Source organism: Streptomyces sp. NPDC003036 (genome assembly GCF_040611175.1).
GTDB lineage: Bacteria > Actinomycetota > Actinomycetes > Streptomycetales > Streptomycetaceae > Streptomyces.
Genome location: NZ_JBEXNO010000001.1, coordinates 204,986 through 226,261, shown reverse-complemented (window position 1 = coordinate 226,261; position 21,276 = coordinate 204,986). Strand labels below are relative to the sequence as shown.

Below are 21,276 nucleotides of genomic sequence, written 5' to 3'. Positions count from 1 at the left end.
GAGAACCATGCTGCGCCTGCGCCTGCGCGTCACGAACTGGCCCCGCAAGGCCCTGACCCTCACCGACACGCCCCGCCCCGACTGCCGCGACTGCGGCGGCGAGGGAGGACACAACCGGGACTACGGCGACTACGAGACCGGCGAGTACGCCGGGACGGAGTGGGACCCGTGCCCCTGCTGGGATGAGAACCGCTCCTGGCTCCTCCTACCCCTGCCGCGACTCCCGCGCCGCCACCAGCCGCACGTCGACCCGTGGGCCACCGGCCACAGCAACGAACCGCCCTTCTAACAACGCCAAGGGCGGCCCCCTGAATCCGCCAAGACCCGGGGCCGCCCTCGTCCAGCACCACTCAGAGAACTGGAGACACCCAGCATGACCCATGCCACCCCGGTCCGGCGAGACAGCGCGCTCACCCTCGCCGCCAGCGGCCTGCCGGTACTGCCGCTGAGCGCCGACAAGCGCCCGTTCGGAAACTGCTCCAACTGCCGCGACAACCGCTGCGGCGGCCGGCCGAACATGAAGACCCCCGGACCGTGCCAGTGCCCCCGCCCGTGCCACGGATGGGCCGCCGCCACCACCGACCCCGCCGTGCTGTCCTCCGCCCCCTGGGCGGCCGTCTGGCGCCGTGCGGGGGCCGTCGCCTACCACCCTGGGGATGCCGGGGTGACCGTGGTGGACTTGGACGACGCCGACGCGATGGCGTGGGCCCGCACCACTCTGCCGCCCACCCGGACCGTGGCGACGACGCGGGGGGAGCACTGGATCTACCGGGGAACGATGCAGTCCGCCAACGGTGTGCGAGCGGGTGTGGACATCAAGTCCACGATGTCCTACGTCCGCTGGGTCGGTCCCGGCACCGGACACATGGCGGCGCTACCGTCGGTCGTCCGGGCCTTGGTCGAGAAGAAGCCGTCCACCGTCCGGCCGATGCCGACCATGGTGCCCGCGCTGGCCGGGGGCGGGAAGTGCCCGCATCGCTCGCCCGCGTATCTGGAGCGCGGTATCGCCATGGCGGAGCAGCGCATCGCCGACGCCACCAGCGCGGTCCACAACACGGTGTACGGGACGTTCCTGGCGGTGCTGTCGGCCCACGGTCGGTGTGGCTGCCTGACCGAGGCGCACATGGAGCGGCTGTTCGCCGCCGCGCAGGCCAAGGGGGAGTCCCTGCGGCACTGCACGACGGCCTGGTCCAACGCCCATGCCGCCTTGGGGATGTGAGATGTCCGAGGACGAGAAGAACCCGGCCCGCGAGATCATCACCGACTACGCCCAGCAGCATTTCCGGTACTTCCGCACCGTCGACGGAACCGTCTACGCCCAGCGCAACGGGCACCCCGTCGCCCGCCCGATCCGCTCCCAGGGCACGACCGGCAGCCACCGCCAGGAACTCATGGTCGGCCTGTTCAAGGACGGGCTCGGCGTCTTCAACGGAACCGCCTTGAAGGAGGCACTCGACTTGATCGAAGCACTCGCGCTCACCGAGGACGTCCAGCCCGTCCACATCCGCGTCGCCCCCGGATTCGACGGCGCCACCTGGCTCGACCTCGGGCGCGACGACGGCAAGTCCATCCGCATCCACCCCACCGGCTGGGACATCCTCACCCCCGACCCGCGCGAGGTCTGCTGGCGCCGCACCCAGCTCACCGGCGAACTCCCGCTGCCGGTCAAGGACACCGACGGCAAGGGCATCGACCTGCTGATGCGGCTGTGCAACTTCTCCGACGCCCGCGCCGAGTCCCTGGCCCTCGCGTGGCTGATCGGCTGCCTCGGCCCCGACGCCCCCGTCCCCGCCCCGTTCCTCACCGGCCCCCAGGGCGCGGGCAAGTCCACCGCGGGCAAGATGCTCGTGCGGATCATCGAAGGCATGAGCGGCGACCTGCGCCGCGCGCCGAAGGACGAGGAGAACCTCATCACGGCCGTCGCGGCCGGATGGGTCACCGGTCTGGACAACCTCTCCCACCTCGGCCCGGACCTGTCCGACCTGATGTGCTGCATCGTCACCGGCGCCGAGAACATCAAGCGGGCCCTGTTCACCGACGGCGACGTCGTCCGCGCCCGCTACCGCCGCCCCATGCTGCTGACCGGTATCGACGTCGGCGTCATCCGCCCGGACCTTGCCGAGCGCCTCCTCCCCCTCCGCCTGGAACGCCCCCGCGTACGGCGGACCGAGGCGGAGCTGTGGGCGGAGTTCGCACGCGACTTGCCCGTGATCCTCGGGTCCGTGCTCGACCTGGCCGTCGAGGTCCGTGCGACCCAGGCCGACATCCCCACCGACCTGCGGATGGCCGACTTCGCCCACCTGTGTGCGCAGCTCGACGCCGCCAAGAACTTCGGCGCCCTGGACGCCTACCGGGCCAGCCTGGACGACCTCAACGACGACGTCATCGAGGGCGACCTCCTCGCCCAGACCGTCCTGAAGCGCGCCGCCGACATCGAGCCCGGCACCGAGGTCCGGATGACGTCCGCCGAGTGGCTGCACGGTCTGACCCAGCTCTACACCGGCGAGGGAGAGTTCCGGCCCCTGCCCAAGGGCTGGCCCACCACCGGCAAAATCCTCTCCGACCGCCTCAAGCGCCTCCAGCCCGTCCTCGCCGCCCGCGGCGTCCTCATCGACTGGGGCCGGAGCAACACCGCCCGCTACATCGAAATGGCCCGGCCCAAGCCCCCGCAGGGCGAGCCGCAGCAGATGTTCTAGACCCCGCGCCGCACGGGCCTCCGCACAAGCAAGAGGAGCACCCCGCCCGGCGGCGCGCGGTGCTCCTCTTGCTCTTCGGCGGCTTGCCGCCGCTCAAAAGGCGTGCCGCTCTGCGGCCCCTTTCTCACGCTCGAAGGCGCGCAACAACAGGCACAGGGCCCTCTTTTTTCCTAAGTAGGAAGACGCTGCGTCACCTGCGTCACTACGAGCCCAAAAACGGTGCCTGAGCTGCACAAACAGGGGTGACGCAGACCTCAAATCTCTGCGTCACCTTGCGTCACCTGCGTCACCCCATGACGGACTGCTGCGTCACCAGTGACGCAGCCCGCAACCCTCTGCGTCACTCAAACCCGCAGGTCAGCGCGCCGAGTGACGCTGATGACGCAGTGACGCAGAAATCCTCACCTCGGACACACACGACGTCCGAGACGCCCGGAGCCGATGTCACTCCACCTTTCGGAGGTCACTCCCAGATGGCACGTTCCCAGATGCTCAAGCTCCCCGAAGTGCTGACGGAGCTCGGCATGAGCCGGGCCGCTTTCTACCGGATGCGGGCCCGTGGCCAGGGCCCGCGCCTCATCAAGCTGCCGAACGGGCAGCTCCGCGTCCGGCAGCACGACTTGGACGCGTGGCTTGCCGCCTGCGAGGAAACCGCCGCCTGATCTGCTCAGACCGAGGGTGCCCGCCACACGGCGGGCACCCTCCCTCATTGGAGAGACATGCTCACCTACGACGTTGTCATCTGGTCCATCCGGCAGCGCGCCGGCCGCCCGAAGCCGTGGGAGCTCCGGTGGCGCGTCGGCTCCCAGCCGCACTCGAAGAGCTACGCCCTCAAGCCGCAGGCAGATGGTCGCCGATCCCAGCTCATGGCGGCGCTGCGGGAGGGCCAGCAGTTCGACGAGGAGACCGGGCTACCGGCGAAGGAACTCGCCGCGCTCGCCATGCCAACGTGGTACGAACACGCGAAGGCGTACGCGCTGATGAAGTGGCCGGGAGCGGCGGCGAAGCATCGAGCGAGCATCGCGGAGTCGCTCGCGGTCGTCACTCCCGTCCTGGTGACCGCGAAGAGCAGGCGCCCGGACGCCAGGGTGTTGCGCGCCGCCCTGTATCAGTGGGCCTTCCGCGCGGCGGAAAGTCCGGACGGGGAGCTCGTGTCGCGCTGCGACGCCGAGGAGCCGCCCAGCGACGTTCAGCGTGCCCTCGCGTGGGTGGCTGAGCACTCTATGAAGGTGGAGGAAGCCGCGCGGCCCGAGCACGTACGCGCCGCGCTCGCCGCCCTCTCCAAGCTGCTGAACGGCAAGCCTGCGGCGGAGAACACGGCAAAGCGAAAGCGCATGGTGCTGAGCAACGCCTTCCGCTACGCCGTCGAGGAGCGGGCGCTGCTCACACGCCACCCCTTCCTCGCGGTCGACTGGGCCGCCCCCACTACCTCCGACGAAGTGGACTTCCGGTTCGTCCCCGGACCGCGCCTCGCACGCGAGTTGATCGCCGGTGTCGCGCAGCAGGGTCCGCGAGGCGAGCACCTGGAGACCTTCTTCGGGAGCATCTACTACGCGGCTACGCGCCCTGGGGAAGCCGCGGCACTGCGGGACACCGACTTCGTCCTTCCTCCGGAGAGCGAGCCGGACGCGTGGGGGGAAGTCCTGGTGTCGGAGAGCCACCCGGAGGTCGGTGCGGGATGGACCGACAGCGGAAAGTCCCACGATGAGCGTGGCCTTAAGCACCGTGCGCGGAACGCCGTCCGGGGTGTGCCGATCCCTCCTGTGTTCGTGCGGATGGTGCGCTCCCACATCGCGAGATTCGGGGTGGCGCCGGACGGACGGCTGTTCCGCGCCGCACAGGGTGGGCGCGTCGCGTCGACGGAGTACTGCGACCTCTGGGAAGCGGCGCGGGAAGCCGTGCTCGCCCCGGCGGAAGTGGGGACGAAGCTCGCTGAGGTGCCGTACGCCCTGCGCCATGCCGGCATCTCGTTGTGGATCAAGTCGGGCGTGGACCCCGTGGAAGCCGCGTACCGAGCAGGCCACAGTCTGGCGGTGCTCTACCGCTTCTACGCCAAGATCCTCAAGGGCGGGTCGGCAGCCGCCAACCGCCTGATCGAGCAGGGTCTCCGGGCGGAGGAGTAGGGCCGAATCCTGGCCCACAGCTGGCCCACACGCACTGGTCAGAGCCGGGATACGGGTGCGCCAGGGTGAGACAGGGTGAACGCAGAGGGCGGGCCCCCTCGGTGGGGGCCCGCCCTCTGACCTGCTACATCTCTGAGCTGGCGGTGGGTGTGGGATTTGAACCCACGGTGACATCGCTGCCACGACGGTTTTCAAGACCGTTCCCTTAGGCCGCTCGGGCAACCCACCATGCTCCGCCCCAGCCGCCGGTAAGCGGCTGCGGAGCCGGCTACAGCCTACCGGCTGACGGGGGTTGGGTGGTGAGGTGTCAGCTGTCGCCCTCGCGTTCGCCGAGGGTGACCTGGACCGTGGTCTCCTTGCCGCCGCGCTGGTACGTCAGCGGGATCGTGTCGCCCGGCTTGTGGGTCCAGATCTCGCTGATCAGGGTGGGGCCGCTGTCGATCACGCGGTTGCCGAACTTGGTGATCACGTCGCCCGGCTTCAGGCCCGCCTTCGCCGCCGGGCCGCCCGGAGTGACCGCGGGGGTGCCGCCGGCGCCCTGTTCGGCGATGGTGGCGCCCTCGCCCTCGTCCGTCATGTTCACGGTCGCGCCGATGACCGGGTAGACCGGGCGGCCGGTCTTGATGAGCTGTTCGGCGACGTTCTTGGCCTGGTTGACGGGGATCGCGAAGCCGAGGCCGACCGAGCCCGCCTGGGAGGAGCCGAGGCCGCCGCTGCCCGGGGACTGGATCGCGGAGTTGATGCCGATCACCGCGCCGCGGGCGTCCAGGAGCGGGCCGCCGGAGTTGCCCGGGTTGATCGAGGCGTCGGTCTGCAGGGCGCTCATGTACGAGTTCTTGCCGCTGGAGCCGTCGCCGGAGGCGACCGGGCGGTTCTTGGCGCTGATGATGCCCGTCGTGACCGTGTTGGACAGGCCGAAGGGCGCGCCAATCGCGATCGTCGAGTCGCCGACCGCCACCTGGTCGGAGTTGCCGAGGGGGAGCGGGGTCAGGCCGGAGGGGGCGTTCTTGAGCTTGAGGACCGCCACGTCGTAGCCCTGGGCGCGGCCGACGACCTCGGCGTCGTACTTCTTGCCGTTCGAGAACGTCGCGGAGACCGTGCCGCCCTCCGCCGCCGAGGCGACCACGTGGTTGTTGGTGAGGATGTGGCCTTCCTTGTCGTACACGAAGCCGGTGCCCGTGCCGCCCTCGCCGTCAGAGCCGCCGGACTTGGCCTCGATGGTCACGACGCTCGGCAGCGCCTTGTTCGCCACCGCGGCGACCGTGCCCGGGTCCCGCTTGAAGGCGGGCGCGTCACCGGCGGCGACGGTGGTGGAGGTGACGGAGCTGTCGTTGCGCTCCGCCGCCCAGTAACCGATGCCTCCGCCGACACCGCCCGCCACCAGGGCCGCCACCAGCACGGCCGCGACCAGGCCGCCCCGGCCGCCCCGGCCCGACCGCGCTGCCGGGGCGGGGGCCGGCGGTACCAGGGAGCCCCAGCCGCCGGTGGTGGGCGAGGCGGGCGGGGCGGGCGGCGGCGGGGGCAGGGGGGCGCCCCCGGCGGGCACGGCGGTGGTGGTCTCCGTCGCGGCCGACGCGGGCGCCGGGTCGGAGGGCGTGGACGCGGAAGGCGCGGAAGGCGCGGCAGGCGGGGAAGGCGGGGAGGGCGGGGACGGCGGCACGGGAGGTGTGGACGCGGTGCCCTCGTTCTCGGTGCTCACAGCTCGGTCTCCTCGGTTTCCACGTCGTCTTCGGGCAAGGGTTCCAGGGTTCCAGTCAGCTTTTCCCACAGGCCGTCAGGCCACTGTAAGCCGGACCTGTGTGTTGCGCCCCCCTCCTTTACTTAGGGCGAATCGGGCACCCGCCCGGCGTCCGGCACCATCTGGCACCATGACGCGGTGACCCACGCACGGCAGCAGCCCCCGATCCAGGTCGTCGCTCACCGAGGCGCCTCCGAGGACGCACCGGAGCACACGCTCGCCGCGTACATCAAGGCCATCGAGGACGGTGCGGACGCCCTCGAGTGCGATGTGCGGCTCACCGCCGACGGCCACCTCGTCTGCGTCCACGACCGCCGCGTCAACCGGGTCTCCAACGGCCGCGGCGCCGTCTCCGCCCTCGAGCTAGCCGACCTCGCCGCCCTCGACTTCGGCGCCTGGAAGGACATGGAGGAGAGCCCGGACTGGCGCGACCCCCAGTTCACCTCCGTCCTCACCCTCGAGCGGCTCCTGGAGCTGGTCGCCGACGCCGGCCGCCCCATCGAGCTGGCCATCGAGACCAAGCACCCCACCCGCTGGGCCGGCCAGGTCGAGGAGCGGCTGATCGAGCTGCTCCGCCGCTTCGGGCTGACCCAGCCCCGGCCGGGCACGACCTCTCCCGTACGGGTCATGAGCTTCTCCGCCCGCTCGCTGCAGCGGGTCGCGGCGGCCGCGCCCGCCCTGCCGACCGTGTACCTGATGCAGTTCCTGTCGCCCCGGGTGCGCGACGGGCGGCTGCCGGCCGGTTCGCGGATCGCCGGGCCGTCCATCCGGATCCTGCGCAACAACCCCGCGTACATCTCGCGGCTCCACCGCGCCGGGAACCGTGTCCACGTCTGGACGGTGGACGAGCCGCAGGACGTCGAGCTGTGCGTGGCGCTCGGCGTGGAGGCGATCATCACCAACCGCCCGAAGCAGGTGCTGTCCCAGCTGGGCCGGCTGTAACGGCAGCCACTCCCGTTACGGGGAGTGCTCCGGCGCGTTCGGGCCGTAGGCGCGCGTGTCGAGTGCGTCACCGTATCCGGACTGGCCGGTTTCCGGTCCAGGCCATTGGGGCATCCACAACGTGGCGTGGGGCGAAGGAGGTCTCGGGGGTGGCGTTGGTGGTGGCACAGGAAGTGCCCACGTCGTCGAGCATGGCCGTGCCCCATGGCCCTGCGGGCGTGGGTGAGGCGCGACACCGGATGCGGCGGGAACTGCGCCGCAGCGGGATGTCCGAATCGGTCGTCGACGACGCCGTACTCGTCCTATCCGAACTTCTCAGCAACTCCTGCCGGCACGGCAGGCCGCTCGACCGGCGGGAGGTCGGGGACGGTGACGTCCTCGCCGCCTGGCGAGTCGACGCGAGCGGTGCGCTGACGGTCGAGGTGACGGACGGGGGTGGTCCCACCCGGCCGGTTCCGGCCACGCCCTCGGTCACCGCGCGCGGCGGCCGCGGGCTGAACATCATCAGCGCCCTCGCCCAGGACTGGGGCGTACGCGACGGCGCAGCCGGCGAGGTCACCGTGTGGGTCCTGCTTACGGAAGGGCATCGCCGCGACGACTTCGCTACGCGCGTCACCGGGCCGGCCACCGCGACGACCGGACCCGGTTTCGATTTCCTGGACGCGTACGAGGCGTACGACCCACTGTGAGCCGTAGCTCTGACCCCGTAGCTCTGATCCCGTACCCCTGTGGACGCCGCGGTCGGCGGACGAGTCGGTCGCTGAGCCTCCCCGCCGCCGCATGCGGCTAGGCTCGCGGCCGACACAGCACTGCCGCACCGCCACCACGGGAGAAGCCACACCATGGGCAAGAAGCGACCCCAGACCAAGGCCGGGAAGCCACAGGCTCAGCTGACCGATGGGGAGATTCCGGTCGTCGGGGCCCGCGAGCCCTGCCCGTGCGGTTCCGGGCGCCGTTACAAGGCCTGCCACGGCCGCGCCGCCGCGCACGCGGTGACCGAGCTCGTCCAGCGGCCCTTCGAGGGACTGCCCGGCGAGTGCGACTGGGTCGCCCTGCGCGAGCTGGTCCCGGCCGCGACCGCCGCGCTGCACCTCAAGGGCGGGCTGCCGGAGGGCGTGCCGTCCGTGACGCTCGCGACCGTCCTGCCCATGGCGTGGCCGGCGCTGCGCCGCGACGACGGCTCGGTGCTCCTCGCGCTGCAGAACGACACCTCCTCCGGTGACCTGAGCCGGGACCTCGCCGACACCCTCCAGCGCGCGCTGGCCGCCCAGCCGGGCACGCCGGTCGCCGCACAGAGGGTTTCGGCCGAAGGTCCGCGCCTCCAGGACCTGCTGGATCCGGACGCTTCCTTCGAGCCGGCCGTCCACACGGGCTTCGAGTTCTGGGTGCCGGACTCCGAGCAGAGCGCGTCGCCCGAGGTGGCCGCGTCCCTGGAGCGGGCCAACGCCGCCGCCATCCCCACGGTCCGGCTCTCCGGCGTGGACGCGGCCTACTGGTGCGAGACGCCCGAGAAGAACCACCTGCGCTGGGTCATGCCGCACCCCGAGGAGCAGCTCCTCGACGCGCTCGCCCGGCTGCACGCCGCCGGTACGTCCTCGCTGGGCGAAGACACCCGCCTGGTGGGTTCGTTCCGCGCGCACGGCCTGGTGGTCCCGGTGTGGGACCTGCCGAGCGCGATGGGGGCGAAGGAGTGCGAGCAGCCGGCCGCCGAGTTCGCCGAGCGGCTGGCGGGGGCGCTCGCGGTGGACGCGCCGCTGAGCCCGGAGGAGCGCCGGGCGCGCGGTGGTCTCACCAACCGCCAGGTGACGCTGAGCTGAACGGCGGGCGGCCGGCCGCCCCATCCCGACCGGTCGGTGACCTCCGCCACAATTTCCTCTATCGCGGGTAAATACCTGACCGAATAAGAGAGATCGAATTTGCGAACAGCCGATCTCTTGTTACGGTGCTGGAAGCCCGGTCGCTGGTGCATCCCCCGTCGCCAGCGACCGGGCGCTTCACTTTCTGCGGAATGCAGCCTTCCGCTTCTCCGTCGCCGGTCGCGTCAACCGGCGGGCCGCGCGGGCGAGTTGGCCACCGCGCTCCCCGATCGCAGCAGCAGCGGACTCGTCTCCGCGTCACCGCTCGCCGCGAACTCTGCCACCGCCGCGTATTCGCCGGGCATTCCCCGCCGCGGCGCCCTCGGCGTCTCGCACGCGCCCGGCTCATCGTCCGCCGGCACCGCGCAATGCGTTTGCAGAGTGCGGCCGCCCGGCCCCATCAGCGCCAGCACCGCCGCCAGTTCGCCGCCCGTCGCATTGCGGTAGTACGTCCGCGCCCACGTCTCGCGCCCCTCGGCGAGGACGCACGTCTGGGCCTCCACGCCGTCCGGCGAGACCAGCTCGGGGCCGCACCGCGCGGTGGCACCCCGTACGGCCGCTCCGCCGCGCGCGGATGAGCCGGAGGAGCCGGAGGAGCCGGGGTCCGGAGACCCGGCCGGGCCCGCGGACGCCGCCAGCGGCAGCGACGCGGCGAACACCACGACGGCCCCGATCCCGATCGTACGGAGATTCATGGCGGCCCCTTCTCGACGGTGCGCCGACGAACGCCGACGATATCGACGGACGGCGGCCGCCCGGCGGGCCGCGCACCCGATTCCCGTACAACTGGGCCCGGCTCGCACCCGTACGAGTGAAGCCATCCGGTCCCGTGGGTCAGTACCGCAGCCGGCTTCCGCCGTCGGGCGTGCTCGTGCTCGCCTCGACCAGCGCGTCCACCACCGCCTCGACGTCCGGCAGCCACGGCGTCGCCGACCCGGCGAGCGGGGCCCGCTCCCAGCGCACCTGGCCCGTCCCGGTGTCGGACGGCGGCAGCAGCAGATAGCCGCCCTCCCCGTGGAAGCGCAGCGAGCTCGGCACCCGGTCCTTGGCGTAGAGCAGCTCACCGAGCTGTTCGAGCGTGTACGGGGCGACCAGCAGCGACCACCGCGTGGGTGTCGCCACCACCGGGCCGAGCCGGATGCCCATCGCGTCCAGCGCCGCCAGGGCGCGCGCCCCCGCGACCGCGGGCAGGCTCAGCGCGCACGGCGCGCGGCCCCCGGTGGCGAGCACGACCGGGGCGTCGGGGCGGTTCGCCCACCACCAGCGCACCATGCGCGCGTCCGTGGAGGCCGCGAGGAGCTCCGGGTCGAAGGGGTGTGCGCCGGGTACGACGCACTCGGGGTCCGGGCAGGCGCAGGCGCGGCCGCGCTGCCGCTCACCGCGTCCGCCGGCCGCCGCGAGTCCCACGCCGGGGAGTACGGGCCAGCGCCATTCGGTGGCGTACAGCAGCGCCGCGTCCACGTGGGCAGGCCTCCTCTTGCGCCGGAACCGGAGCCTGCGTCGCCTTCCGAGGATCTCGCGCATGAGCGCTCGTTCCTTTCCGTTGAACGCCGAGGTCCACATCATCACGTGCGTGCGTGCGTCGTGCGTCGTGCGTGCGTGACAGCACGTGAGCGTTTCTTCACCGTGCGTACGAGCCGTTGTCGCGCCACCCGGCCTGGTGCTCCTGCCGGTGGCATACGCCGGCCCCTCTTCGCCTGCGGCAAGCAACACCGCTGGGGGCCGAGCGGGGGCTGTCATCCCCCCGGGCCGTCGTCCCGTGGGCTGTCGTCCGTTTCGCGCGTGGCGAGGGGTGGCACGCTCATGGCGCTCGCCGCCGCCCCGTTCGGCTCCGCCCCGCACTCGGGGACGGGGTGAGGCCTCTGGTGGTAAGGACGCCAGGGCTTCCCTCGAAGGTTCCGAGCCCGCCCCAACTGCCCTTGGCCGTCACCGTTTACGTACCCAGCCCGCTCGGAATGACGCTCGGCCCGGACCGTCGTCCCCCGACTCGGGTCCCGGGCAGGGCCCCTTTCGAACGGGCTCAGTCGACCGCAAAAGCCGCCCACAGGGGGCATTTTTGAGCCAAGTTCGGCCTCTTGTAAATACGTCGGTGAACACCGCGCGTCCCGCCGGGACAATGCTGGACATCCCCTTACTTCTGCGTGTACATGTGGTTGCAGTGATAGCGGCGCAGAATGACATGGGGGTTTGCGATGCTATTGAGCGAAACGCACCAGCCGGAAAGCCGGCTGCCATGAGCGCCCCTCACGTGCCGAAAGTGGCTGGAATCGATCCAACGGTCCCCGCCCCCGCGCACACTGCGACGCCCTCCCTGCCGGGCATCCCGCCCCCGCCGACCGCCCCCGGCGCGGCCACGGGCCCGCCGCCCGGCCCCGCGCCCGCCGCGCTGATCCAGGACCGCCTGGCGGGCTGGGTCTCCGACCTCACCACCCTCCACGAGCTCACCGAGCGGCTCACCCGCACCGCCACCCTCGACGACGCCCTGCACGAACTGCTCCGCGCCGGTGCCGCCCTCGTCGGCGCCCGCCGCGGCATGGCCGTCCTCGAGCCGGCCGACGGCCTCGGCCCCGCCACCACCGTCGGGCTCGGCCTCGCCCACGCCGACCTCGGCACCATCGAAACCGTGCCGCGCAGCGCCACCTCGTACGGCCGCATCCTGGAGGGCCTGCCCGACGGGCGGCCGCCGGACCCGGTCGCCGTGCCCGACCTGCTCGGCGAGGAGGACCTCGACCCCCGCCACCGCGAGGTCGCCGCCCGCCTCGGCTTCGCCGCCAGCTACGCCGTCCCGCTCGCCACCCAGGCCGCCGGGAAGCTCGGCGCCGCCGTCTGGCTCTACGACGAGCCCGCCGAACCGCCCGAGCGCGCCCGCCACCTCGTCGGCCTCTACGGCCGGCACGCCTCCGAGCACCTCGCCCGCCTCCTCGAACTGGAACGCGCCCGCGCCACCGTGGCCACCCTCACCGAGGAGCTGCTGCCCAGCCGGCTCCCGCGCGTCCCGGGCGTCCGGCTCGCCGCCCGGCGCCGCACCTCCGCCCGCGGCGGCGGCGAGTGGTACGACGCGCTGCCCCTGCCCGAGGGCGGCCTAGGCCTGGCCGTCGGCTCCGTCTCCGGCACCGGGCCGAGCGCCCTGGCCGCGACCGGGCGGCTGCGCGCCTCCCTGCGGGCGTACGCCGTGATGGAGGGCGAGGACCCCGTCGCCGTCCTCTCCGACCTGGAGCTGCTGCTGCGGCTGACCGAGCCGGCCCGCTCCGCCACCGCGCTGTTCGCGTACGCCGAGCCCGCGCTGAGGAAGCTCCTGCTGGCCGGGGCCGGGCACACGCCGCCGCTGATCGTGGGCGAGCGGCGCACCGAGTACGTCGAGACCTCGCTCTCCGCGCCGCTGGGCATGCTCGCCTGCTGGGAGGCACCGAGCGTGGAGATCACCGTCGAGCCCGGCGAGACCGTGCTCCTCTACACGGACGGCCTGCTGCGGCGCACCGGCGAGTCCGGCGAAGCCGAGTCCATGGACCGGGCTTTCGCGCGGCTGCACGCCGCGGCCGCGTCCGTACCGAGGGCCGACCGGGCCGACCCGGGGGCGATCGCCGACCACGTGCTGCGGACGCTGCTGCCCGAGGAGGGCGGGGAGGCGGAGGACGTGGTGCTGCTGGCGGCCCGTTTCGACTGATCCGCACGGGTGACTTACGGCCCTGGGGGCGGCCTGCGCACAACCGTACGATGGGGATAGTTCAGCGTCGTACAACAGGAGGCGGACCGTGGCCGAAGAGCTCACCCCGGAGACCCCGGAAGAGGCCCAAGAGCCCATCAAGCAGCGGAAGAACGGACTGTACCCGGGCGTGTCCGACGAGCTCGCCGAGAACATGCGGAGCGGCTGGGCCGACACCGAGCTGCGTGACCTGGAGCCGATCCCCCAGGCCGACCGGACCGCCGAGCGGCGTGCCGCGCTCTCGCGGCACTTCCCCGGCGAACGCCTCGTCATCCCCTCGGGCAACCTGAAGACGCGGTCCAACGACACCGAGTACGCCTTCCGGCCGTCGACCGAGTACGCGTACCTCACCGGCGACGACACCCACGACAGCGTGCTCGTGCTGGAGCCGAGGCGCGGTGGGGGCCACGACGCGACGCTCTACCTGCTGCCCCGCTCCAACCGCGAGAACGGCGAGTTCTGGCTGGACGGCCAGGGCGAGCTGTGGGTCGGCCGCCGGCACTCGCTGACCGAGGCCGAGCGGCGGCTCGGCATCCCCGCCAAGGACGTCCGCGAGCTGGCGGCCGCCCTCAAGGAGGCCACCGGCCCGGTGCGCGTCGTGCGCGGGCACGACGCCGGCATCGAGGCGGCCCTGACCGACAAGGTCACCGCCGAGCGCGACGAGGAGCTGCGCGGCTACCTCTCCGAGGCTCGCCTGGTGAAGGACGCCTTCGAGATCGGCGAGCTGGAGCGCGCCTGCGCGTCGACCGCACGCGGCTTCGAGGACGTCGTACGCGTCCTGGACAAGGCGCAGGCGACCAGCGAGCGGTACATCGAGGGGACCTTCTTCCTGCGCGCCCGCGTCGAGGGCAACGACGTCGGCTACGGCTCCATCTGCGCATCCGGCCCGCACGCCACCACGCTGCACTGGGTGCGCAACGACGGCCCCGTGCGCGCGGGCGACCTGCTGCTGCTCGACGCCGGTGTGGAAACGACCACCTTCTACACCGCGGACGTCACGCGCACGCTGCCCGTCAGCGGCCGCTTCACCGACCTCCAGCGGAAGATCTACGACGCCGTGTACGAGGCCCAGGAGGCCGGCATCGCGGCGGTGAAGCCGGGCGCCAAGTACCGCGACTTCCACGACGCGGCGCAGCGCGTGCTCGCGGAGCGGCTCGTCGAGTGGGGCCTGGTCGAGGGCCCGGTCGAGCGCGTCCTGGAGCTGGGCCTCCAGCGCCGCTGGACCCTGCACGGCACCGGCCACATGCTCGGCATGGACGTCCACGACTGCGCGGTCGCGCGGACGGAGACGTACGTCGACGGCGTGCTGGAGCCGGGCATGTGCCTGACCGTCGAGCCGGGCCTGTACTTCCAGGCCGACGACCTGACGGTGCCGGAGGAGTACCGCGGCATCGGCGTCCGGATCGAGGACGACATCCTCGTCACGGAGGACGGCAACCGGAACCTCTCCGCCGCGCTGCCGCGCCGCTCGGACGAGGTCGAGGCGTGGATGGCGGAGCTCCAGGGCTGAGCCTGGCGTCCTGACCGGCCGGGGGCCGTTCGCCGGCCGGTCGGTCCAGGCAGGTCAGGACGCCACCAGCGGCGCGTCCGGCTTCCACTTGATGATCTTGTCGAAGCTCACGACCGCGCCGCCCCGTCCCGATCTGTTCCCGATGTGGACGTGGTCCGCCAGCTCCTCGATGAGGCTCAGGCCCCGGCCGTGCTCGGCCTCCGGGGTCGCCCTGCGGGGCGGGCGCAGGGGACCCGCGGGGAAGCCCGGGCCCGAGTCGGCCACCTCGATGCGGCACTTCTCGCCGTCCAGATACGCGGTCACCCGGTACTCGGCGGAGCCGTCCCCGCAGCCGTGCTCGACCGCGTTCGCGCAGGCTTCGCTGAGCGCGAGCGACAGGTCGTACGAGATCTCCGGATCGACGCCCGCGGTTTCCATGGTGCCCAGGAGGAGGCGACGGGCGAGCGGCACGCTCGCAGCCTCGCGCCGCAAGTGGAGAGACCACCAGATGCTCATGCTCCAGCCTCCTGGCTGCGGCTCGACATATCGATTCGTATTGCCCCCACTTGTCGGTCGTAAGCGCCGCGTTGACGCGCAAACCCTCATTCGGCGGATGTGCGTAGCCCGTACGCCGTTGTATGTCGCAAAGGGAATCTTCCGGACCTGCCGTGTGGGCGCGCGGGGCGCGGTGCGATGATGGCCCGGCCATGTCTGCCCTTCCCGCCGCGCCACGGCTGCTGAGGGCCGCGGTGTTCGCCGCGGTCTGCGTCGTGCTGTCCGGGGTGGGGCACGCGCTCGCCGCCTGCGCGGCCGTCCCGTGGTGGACGCTGGCCGTCGGGTTCGCCGGCGTCTTCGCCGCCGTCGCGCCCTTCGCCGGGCGGCAGCGGTCCCTGCCCGTGATCGCGGCCTCGCTGGCGGGCGGGCAGCTGGCGCTCCACACGCTCTTCGGGCTCGGACAGGGCCGGCACCTCGCGCTCGGCGGAGCCCAGGCGGACGAGGCGCTCATCCGGACCGCCGCCAAGCTGGTGTGCGGAGCCGGAGCCTCCTCGCTCAGCCCCGCCGACGCCCGGCGGATCGTCACCCTGGCCGGCATCGACCCGGCGACCGCCGCCGCGGCGCACACGGGGCACGCGGGATACGTCGGCCATGCCGCCGAGCCCGCCGCCGGGCTGTGGCCCAGCCTGCCCATGGTCCTCGGCCACCTGCTGGCGGCCCTGGTGACCGGCTGGCTGCTGCGCCGCGGTGACCTCGCGCTGCTGAAGCTCGCCCGGCTCTCCGCGCACGGCGCCGCCGAGGTCGCCGACGCGGCCCTCGTACGGGGCCTGCGCGCCGCCCTCGTCCTCGTACGCGCCCTGGTCTCCGGGCTGCCCGCGCTGCCCGCGGGCGGGTCGCGTCCGCCGCGTACCGACGGCGACCGGCCGGTGCCCGCCGCGGCGGAAGCACTTCTCCACACGGTGATCAGGCGCGGCCCCCCGGCCGTATCCACCTGCGTCCTCGCAGCCTGACACGGCCCACTCGACGGGAGCGGGCCGTGGTGCGCGCCCGCGCGCACGCCGCCTACCTCTCACCGCATGTGGAGTGTGTCCCCCATGAACGTTTCGCGTACGAACGTGTCCCGGTCCGCCGTGTCCCGTGTCGCCCTCGCCGCCGGCGTCGCCGTCTCCTCCGTCGTCCTGCTCTCCGGCACCGCCTTCGCGCACGTCAGCGTGCAGCCGCAGGGCGAGGCGGCGAAGGGCGGGTACGCCACCGTCAGCTTCAAGGTCCCGAACGAGCGCGACAACGCCTCGACCGTGAAGCTGGAGGTCTCCCTCCCCGCCGCGTACCCGCTGGCCTCCGTGTCGACGCAGCCCGTCCCGGGCTGGAAGGCCGAGGTCACCAAGACCAAGCTGGCCACGCCGCTGGAGGTGCACGGCAAGAAGATCACCGAGGCCGCCACGAAGATCACCTGGACCGCGGCCGGCTCGAAGATCGCGCCCGGCGAGTTCCAGCAGTTCACGGTCTCGATGGGCCGGCTCCCCGAGAACACCGACCGGCTCGTCTTCAAGGCCCTCCAGACGTACGACAACAACGAGGTTGTCCGCTGGATCGAGGAGCCGAAGGAAGGCGCCGCCGAGCCGGAGACCCCCGCGCCCGTCCTGAAGCTGTCCGCCGCGACGGACGACCACCACGGGGGCGGCGCGGCCGCCGAGGCCTCCGACGACGAGAAGGCGAAGGGCCACGGCACGGAGACGAAGGCCTCCGACGCCGACTCCGCCGGCTCCTCCGACACCACCGCCCGGGTCCTGGGCATCGTCGGCATCCTGGTCGGTGCCGCCGGTGTCGCCTTCGGCGTCCTGGCCGGGCGGCGCCGTACCGACGTGTCGGCCTGACGGCGCGGCCCACCACGCCCGCACCTCCCGAGAGAGAACCTGATGCACCTCCAGAAGTCCGACGTGCAGGCCCGTCCTCGCCGGCGCACCCCGCTCATCGCGGCGGTCGCCGGCGTGGCGGCGCTCGCCCTCGCCGGCGGCTGCGCCTCCGGCGGAGGCGACGAGTCCGACCCGTCCGCCAACGGGCCCGTCGTCGTCTCCGGCGGGCAGTCGCAGCAGAAGGCCGCGACCGTCCTCGACCGGCCGTTCACCAAGCCGAACCTCGTCCTCACGGACACCAAGGGGCAGCCGTACGACCTGCGCGAGCGCACCAAGGGCAAGCCGACGCTGATCTACTTCGGCTACACGCACTGCCCCGACGTGTGCCCGATGACGATGAGCAACATCGCCCTCGCCAAGAAGAAGCTCCCCAAGGCGGACCAGGACAAGCTCCAGGTCGTCTTCGTCACCACCGACCCCGAGCGGGACACCGTCGCCGAGCTCGCCAAGTGGCTGCCCGGCGCCGGTGACCCGTCCTTCACCGGGCTCACCGGCGACTTCCCGACCATCCAGGCGGGCGCGCGCCAGCTCGGCATCGGCATCGACCCGCCGAAGAAGGAGAAGGACGGCTCGGTCGTCTCCATGCACGGCGCGCAGGTCGTCGCCTTCTCCCCCACGACCGACCAGGGCTACGTCCTGTACGGCGAGAACACCACGTGGCAGGAGTACGCCAAGGACCTGCCGAAGATCATCAAGGGGGAGACCCCGTGAGCGCCGCAAGCGCCGCGACCCGGCCCCGTACCGCCGTGGCCGCCGTCATATCCCTGGCGGTGGCCCTCACCCTCGGCGGCTGCTCCACCCCATACGTCGAGGAGAAGCCGGAGCTGAAGGTCAGCGGTGCCTTCATGCCGCAGCCCGTCGGCGACATGGCCGCCGGCTTCCTCACCATCGGCAACAGCGGCACCGGGGCGGACAAGCTGACCTCCGTCACCAGCCCGCTCTCCGACGACGTCCAGATCCATGAGGTGAAGGACCAGAAGATGAAGCGGGTGGCGTCCTTCGACATCCCCGCGAACGGCGAGCTCCGCCTCGAACGCGGCGGCAACCACCTCATGTTCATGGACATCAAGCAGGAGCCGAAGCAGGGCGACAAGGTCGCCGTCGAGCTGCACTTCGAGAGGTCCGGCCCGATCACGGTGGACCTCCCGGTGGAAGCGGCCAACCACAATCCGGCGCACCACTAGGGATCCGGGGGACACACCACCATGACAGCCACCACCGCCCTGTCCCGGCCGCGCGGGTTGTCCCGGCTGCTGCTCGTCGCGGCCGTGCTGCTCGGCGCGCTGTTCACCGGCGCGGCGCCCGCGTCCGCGCACGCGGCGCTGACCGGGAGCGACCCGAAGGACGGGGCGGTGGTCGCCACCGCGCCCAAGGGCGTCACGCTCACCTTCTCCGAGCAGGTCGCCATGGACGACGACTCGATCCGGGTGCTCGAACCGAGCGGCAAGCGCGCCGACACCAAGAAGCTGCGCGACCTGAGCACCGGAGCGGTCGTCAGGTACGGCGTCGACCTGCACGCCGGACTGCCGAACGGCACGTACACCGTCGCCTGGCGCGCCGTCTCCGCCGACAGCCATCCGATCGCCGGCGCGTTCACCTTCTCCATCGGAGCGCCGTCGGAGACAAGCGTCGCGCTGCCGCAGCAGGAGGCGGGCGGCGGCGCCGTCGGCATCCTGTATGACATCGCTCGCTATGTCTCGTACGCCGGTTTCATCCTGCTGGCGGGTGGCGCCGCCTTCATCCTGGCCTGCTGGCCGCGCGGCGCGTCCCTGCGTCCGCTGCAGCGGCTCGTCGTACGCGGCTGGGTGACGCTGACCGCCGCCACGCTCGCGCTGTTGCTGCTGCGCGCGCCGTACACGGCGTCGGGGACGCTCGGCGACGCCTTCGACCTGGCGGCGCTCGGCTCCGTCCTGGAGACCAAGACGGGCGCGGCGCTCGTCTCGCGGCTGCTGCTGCTCGGCGCGGCGGCGCTCTTCGTGGCGGTGCTCTTCGGCGCGTACACGCGGCGCGAGGACGAGGCGGAGACGAAGGACCTGACCTTCGGGCTCGCGATCGGCGGCACGGTGATCGCCGCCGGCATCGCGGGCACCTGGGCGCTCTCCGAGCACGCCTCCGCCGGGCTCCAGCCGGGCATCGCGATGCCCGTCGACGTCCTGCACCTGCTGGCGATGGCCGCCTGGCTGGGCGGGCTCGCCGCACTGCTCGTCACGCTGTACCGCGACCCGTCGATCGAGCGGGAGGCGGTACGGCGGTTCTCGCGGATCGCGTTCGGGTCCGTGGTGGTCCTGGCCGCGACCGGGATCTACCAGTCGTGGCGGCAGGTCGGCTCCTGGTCGGCGCTGACCGGCACCTCGTACGGGCGGCTGCTGCTGGTCAAGGTCGCGCTGGTCGGCGTGCTCGTCGGGGTCGCGTGGACCTCGCGCCGCTGGACGGAGCGGCTGACGGAGGCGCCGGCCGCCCTGCCCGAGGAGGAAGAGGAGCAGCCGGTCACCGTCCCGGAGGACGGCGAGCGGGCAGCGCAGCTCGCCCGCCAGCGGGCCGCCGTGGCGGCCGCCCGCGCCAAGCGGTCGCGTGACGCCGATCCCGGGCGCGCGGGGCTGCGCCGCTCCGTCCTCGCCGAGGCGGCCATCGCCGTCGTCCTGCTCGCCGTCACCACCGTACTGACGACGACCGAGCCGGGCCGTACGGAGGAGGAGGCGGGCCGTACGCAGTCGGCGGCGTCCACCCCCGTACCGAACCGGCCCGTCGATCTGAGGCTGCCCTTCGACACGGGCGGCGCCAACGGAAAGGGCACCGTACGGCTCAGCCTCACGCCCGCCCGTTCCGGTGCGAACGCCCTGCACGTCTTCGTGGACGGCGCGAACGGCCGGCCCCTCGACGTACCCGAGCTGAAGGTGTCCTTCACCCTGGAGGCCCAGCAGATCGGCCCGCTGCCCGTCACGCCGGACCGGATCGCGGCGGGACACTGGAGCGCCGAGGGCGTACAGATCCCGATGCCCGGCGAGTGGCGGCTCCAGGTCACCGTCCGCACCTCGGACATCGACCAGACGACCATCGACAAGAACGTGAAGATCGGCTGACCGTGAACGACCACCTGGAACTTTCGAGGCGCCGGCTGCTCGGCACCGTCGGGGCGGCCGGCGCGACCGGGCTGGTGCTCGGCGCGGCCGGCGGCGCCGCCGCGTACGCCGCCACATCGGGCGCCGAGCCGGGCACGCCGCTCGCGGCGGTGGGCCGGACCGCCGTGCCGTTCCGGGGCGCGCACCAGGCGGGCATCGTCCAGCCGCTGCAGGCGCGCGGCCACCTGGTCGCCTTCGACCTGGCACCGGGCGCGGGGCGCAGGGAGGCGGCCGCGCTGATGCGCCGCTGGTCGGCGGCGGCCGAGCTGCTGATGGCGGGCGAGCCGGTGGGCGCCGGGGACAGCGGCGTGGCCCTGGACGCGGGGCCCTGCTCCCTGACCGTCACCTTCGGCTTCGGCGCGTCCTTCTTCGACCGTACGGGGCTGGCGGCGCGGCGCCCGGCGGAGCTGGACCCGCTGCCCGCCTTCTCCTCCGACCGGCTGGACCCGAAGCGGTCGAACGGCGACCTGTGGGTGCAGATAGGCGCCGACGACGCGCTCGTCGCCTTCCACGCGCTGCGCGTGATCCAGCGGGAGACGGGCGCGGCCGCGAAGGCGCGCTGGCAGATGAACGGCTTCAACCGCTCACCCGGCGCCACCGCCCACCCGATGACCGCCCGCAACCTGATGGGCCAGGTCGACGGCACCGGGAACCCGAAGCCGTCCGACCCGGACTTCGACGAGCGGGTCTTCGTCCCGGAGGGCGGCCCCCAGCCGTGGATGGCGGGCGGTTCGTACGCCGTCGTCCGCCGCATCCGGATGCTGCTGGACGACTGGGAGAAGCTGCCCCTGGCCCGGCAGGAGCGGGTCATCGGGCGCCGGAAGGCGGATGGAGCCCCGCTGACGGGCGGGAGCGAGACCACCGAACTCGACCTCGACAAGACCGGGCCGGACGGCAAGCTGGTCATCCCGGACAACGCCCACGCCCGCATCTCCGCGCCCGAGCAGAACGGCGGCGCGGCGATGCTGCGGCGCCCGTTCTCCTTCCACGACGGGATCGGCCCGGACGGGACACCGGACGCCGGGCTGCTGTTCATCGCCTGGCAGGCCGATCCGCAGACCGGCTTCGTCCCGGTGCAGCGCAAGCTGGACCGCGGGGACGCGCTGTCGCCCTTCATCCGCCACGAGTCCAGCGGCCTGTACGCGGTCCCGGGCGGCCCGGCCGAGGGGGAGTACGTGGGGCAGGGGCTGCTGGAGGGCTAG

20 protein-coding genes and 1 tRNA gene are annotated in these 21,276 nt (G+C 72.6%); 16 read left to right on the top strand and 5 right to left on the bottom strand.

Features of this window, described 5'->3' with window-relative positions:
- Nucleotides 1-7: 7 nt before the first annotated feature.
- From ABZX67_RS01020 to ABZX67_RS01000, 5 genes are all read left to right on the top strand, one after another.
- Complete coding sequence (locus ABZX67_RS01020) at nt 8-289, top strand: hypothetical protein (protein WP_355352422.1); 282 nt, start codon at nt 8-10, stop codon at nt 287-289.
- Nucleotides 290-373: 84 nt separating this feature from the next.
- Nucleotides 374-1,219 carry a bifunctional DNA primase/polymerase gene (locus tag ABZX67_RS01015; RefSeq protein WP_355352419.1) on the top strand — a complete coding sequence of 282 codons (846 nt, stop codon included), beginning with the start codon at nt 374-376 and terminating at the stop codon, nt 1,217-1,219.
- Nucleotide 1,220: 1 nt separating this feature from the next.
- Entirely contained in the window at nt 1,221-2,696 is a 1,476-nt protein-coding gene (locus tag ABZX67_RS01010) for an ATP-binding protein (protein ID WP_355352416.1), read from the top strand.
- A gap of 473 nt (nt 2,697-3,169) precedes the next feature.
- Nucleotides 3,170-3,358 (top strand): helix-turn-helix domain-containing protein, encoded by a 189-nt coding sequence (locus tag ABZX67_RS01005; RefSeq protein ID WP_355352413.1) that lies wholly within the window; start codon nt 3,170-3,172, stop codon nt 3,356-3,358.
- Between the two features lie 57 nt (nt 3,359-3,415).
- Complete coding sequence (locus ABZX67_RS01000) at nt 3,416-4,819, top strand: site-specific integrase (protein WP_355352410.1); 1,404 nt, start codon at nt 3,416-3,418, stop codon at nt 4,817-4,819.
- A 138-nt stretch (nt 4,820-4,957) separates the two neighbouring features.
- Here the strand turns inward: ABZX67_RS01000 and ABZX67_RS00995 are convergent.
- Both ABZX67_RS00995 and ABZX67_RS00990 read right to left on the bottom strand, forming a co-directional pair.
- Nucleotides 4,958-5,047: transfer RNA gene (locus tag ABZX67_RS00995), tRNA-Ser, on the bottom strand.
- 79 nt (nt 5,048-5,126) lie between these two features.
- A complete protein-coding gene (locus ABZX67_RS00990; RefSeq protein ID WP_355352407.1) occupies nt 5,127-6,518 on the bottom strand; it encodes a trypsin-like peptidase domain-containing protein in 1,392 nt (463 codons plus the stop codon).
- A gap of 177 nt (nt 6,519-6,695) precedes the next feature.
- Between ABZX67_RS00990 and ABZX67_RS00985 the strand changes: the two genes are divergently transcribed.
- The 3 genes from ABZX67_RS00985 (at nt 6,696) to ABZX67_RS00975 (ending at nt 9,316) form a co-directional block, all read left to right on the top strand.
- On the top strand, nt 6,696-7,499 hold the full coding sequence (locus tag ABZX67_RS00985) for a glycerophosphodiester phosphodiesterase (RefSeq protein ID WP_355352403.1): 804 nt from the start codon (nt 6,696-6,698) through the stop codon (nt 7,497-7,499).
- A 62-nt stretch (nt 7,500-7,561) separates the two neighbouring features.
- Nucleotides 7,562-8,188, top strand: coding sequence for an ATP-binding protein (locus ABZX67_RS00980; RefSeq protein WP_355352400.1), 627 nt, complete (start codon nt 7,562-7,564; stop codon nt 8,186-8,188).
- A gap of 153 nt (nt 8,189-8,341) precedes the next feature.
- Nucleotides 8,342-9,316 (top strand): DUF5926 family protein, encoded by a 975-nt coding sequence (locus ABZX67_RS00975; protein ID WP_355352397.1) that lies wholly within the window; start codon nt 8,342-8,344, stop codon nt 9,314-9,316.
- A 224-nt stretch (nt 9,317-9,540) separates the two neighbouring features.
- On the opposite strand, the gene ABZX67_RS00970 is transcribed toward ABZX67_RS00975, so the two are convergent.
- Both ABZX67_RS00970 and ABZX67_RS00965 read right to left on the bottom strand, forming a co-directional pair.
- Nucleotides 9,541-10,050 (bottom strand): hypothetical protein, encoded by a 510-nt coding sequence (locus ABZX67_RS00970; protein ID WP_355352394.1) that lies wholly within the window; start codon nt 10,048-10,050, stop codon nt 9,541-9,543.
- Between the two features lie 139 nt (nt 10,051-10,189).
- Nucleotides 10,190-10,879 (bottom strand): bifunctional DNA primase/polymerase, encoded by a 690-nt coding sequence (locus ABZX67_RS00965; RefSeq protein ID WP_355352391.1) that lies wholly within the window; start codon nt 10,877-10,879, stop codon nt 10,190-10,192.
- Between the two features lie 592 nt (nt 10,880-11,471).
- Between ABZX67_RS00965 and ABZX67_RS00960 the strand changes: the two genes are divergently transcribed.
- Together ABZX67_RS00960 and ABZX67_RS00955 are read left to right on the top strand one after the other, a co-directional pair.
- On the top strand, nt 11,472-13,019 hold the full coding sequence (locus ABZX67_RS00960; protein ID WP_355352388.1) for a PP2C family protein-serine/threonine phosphatase: 1,548 nt from the start codon (nt 11,472-11,474) through the stop codon (nt 13,017-13,019).
- Nucleotides 13,020-13,107: 88 nt separating this feature from the next.
- A complete protein-coding gene (locus tag ABZX67_RS00955) occupies nt 13,108-14,568 on the top strand; it encodes an aminopeptidase P family protein (RefSeq protein WP_355352385.1) in 1,461 nt (486 codons plus the stop codon).
- Between the two features lie 54 nt (nt 14,569-14,622).
- Here ABZX67_RS00955 and ABZX67_RS00950 read toward each other — a convergent pair whose 3' ends face one another.
- A complete protein-coding gene (locus ABZX67_RS00950) occupies nt 14,623-15,063 on the bottom strand; it encodes an ATP-binding protein (RefSeq protein WP_355352382.1) in 441 nt (146 codons plus the stop codon).
- Between the two features lie 191 nt (nt 15,064-15,254).
- On the opposite strand from ABZX67_RS00950, the gene ABZX67_RS00945 reads away from it, so the two are divergent.
- From ABZX67_RS00945 to efeB, 6 genes are all read left to right on the top strand, one after another.
- Nucleotides 15,255-16,052, top strand: coding sequence for a hypothetical protein (locus ABZX67_RS00945; RefSeq protein WP_355352379.1), 798 nt, complete (start codon nt 15,255-15,257; stop codon nt 16,050-16,052).
- Nucleotides 16,053-16,136: 84 nt separating this feature from the next.
- The gene (locus ABZX67_RS00940) at nt 16,137-16,916 is read left to right on the top strand and encodes a YcnI family protein (protein WP_355352376.1); all 780 of its coding nucleotides are present in this window, start codon (nt 16,137-16,139) and stop codon (nt 16,914-16,916) included.
- Nucleotides 16,917-16,958: 42 nt separating this feature from the next.
- A complete protein-coding gene (locus ABZX67_RS00935) occupies nt 16,959-17,666 on the top strand; it encodes an SCO family protein (RefSeq protein WP_355352373.1) in 708 nt (235 codons plus the stop codon).
- On the top strand, nt 17,663-18,139 hold the full coding sequence (locus tag ABZX67_RS00930; RefSeq protein WP_355352370.1) for a copper chaperone PCu(A)C: 477 nt from the start codon (nt 17,663-17,665) through the stop codon (nt 18,137-18,139). The genes ABZX67_RS00935 and ABZX67_RS00930 overlap by 4 nt, the downstream gene beginning before the upstream one ends.
- A 21-nt stretch (nt 18,140-18,160) precedes the next feature.
- Nucleotides 18,161-20,035: a copper resistance protein CopC gene (locus ABZX67_RS00925; protein WP_355352367.1), complete on the top strand. Its 1,875-nt coding sequence runs from the start codon at nt 18,161-18,163 to the stop codon at nt 20,033-20,035.
- A gap of 2 nt (nt 20,036-20,037) precedes the next feature.
- Nucleotides 20,038-21,276, top strand: coding sequence for an iron uptake transporter deferrochelatase/peroxidase subunit (gene efeB, locus ABZX67_RS00920; RefSeq protein ID WP_355352364.1), 1,239 nt, complete (start codon nt 20,038-20,040; stop codon nt 21,274-21,276).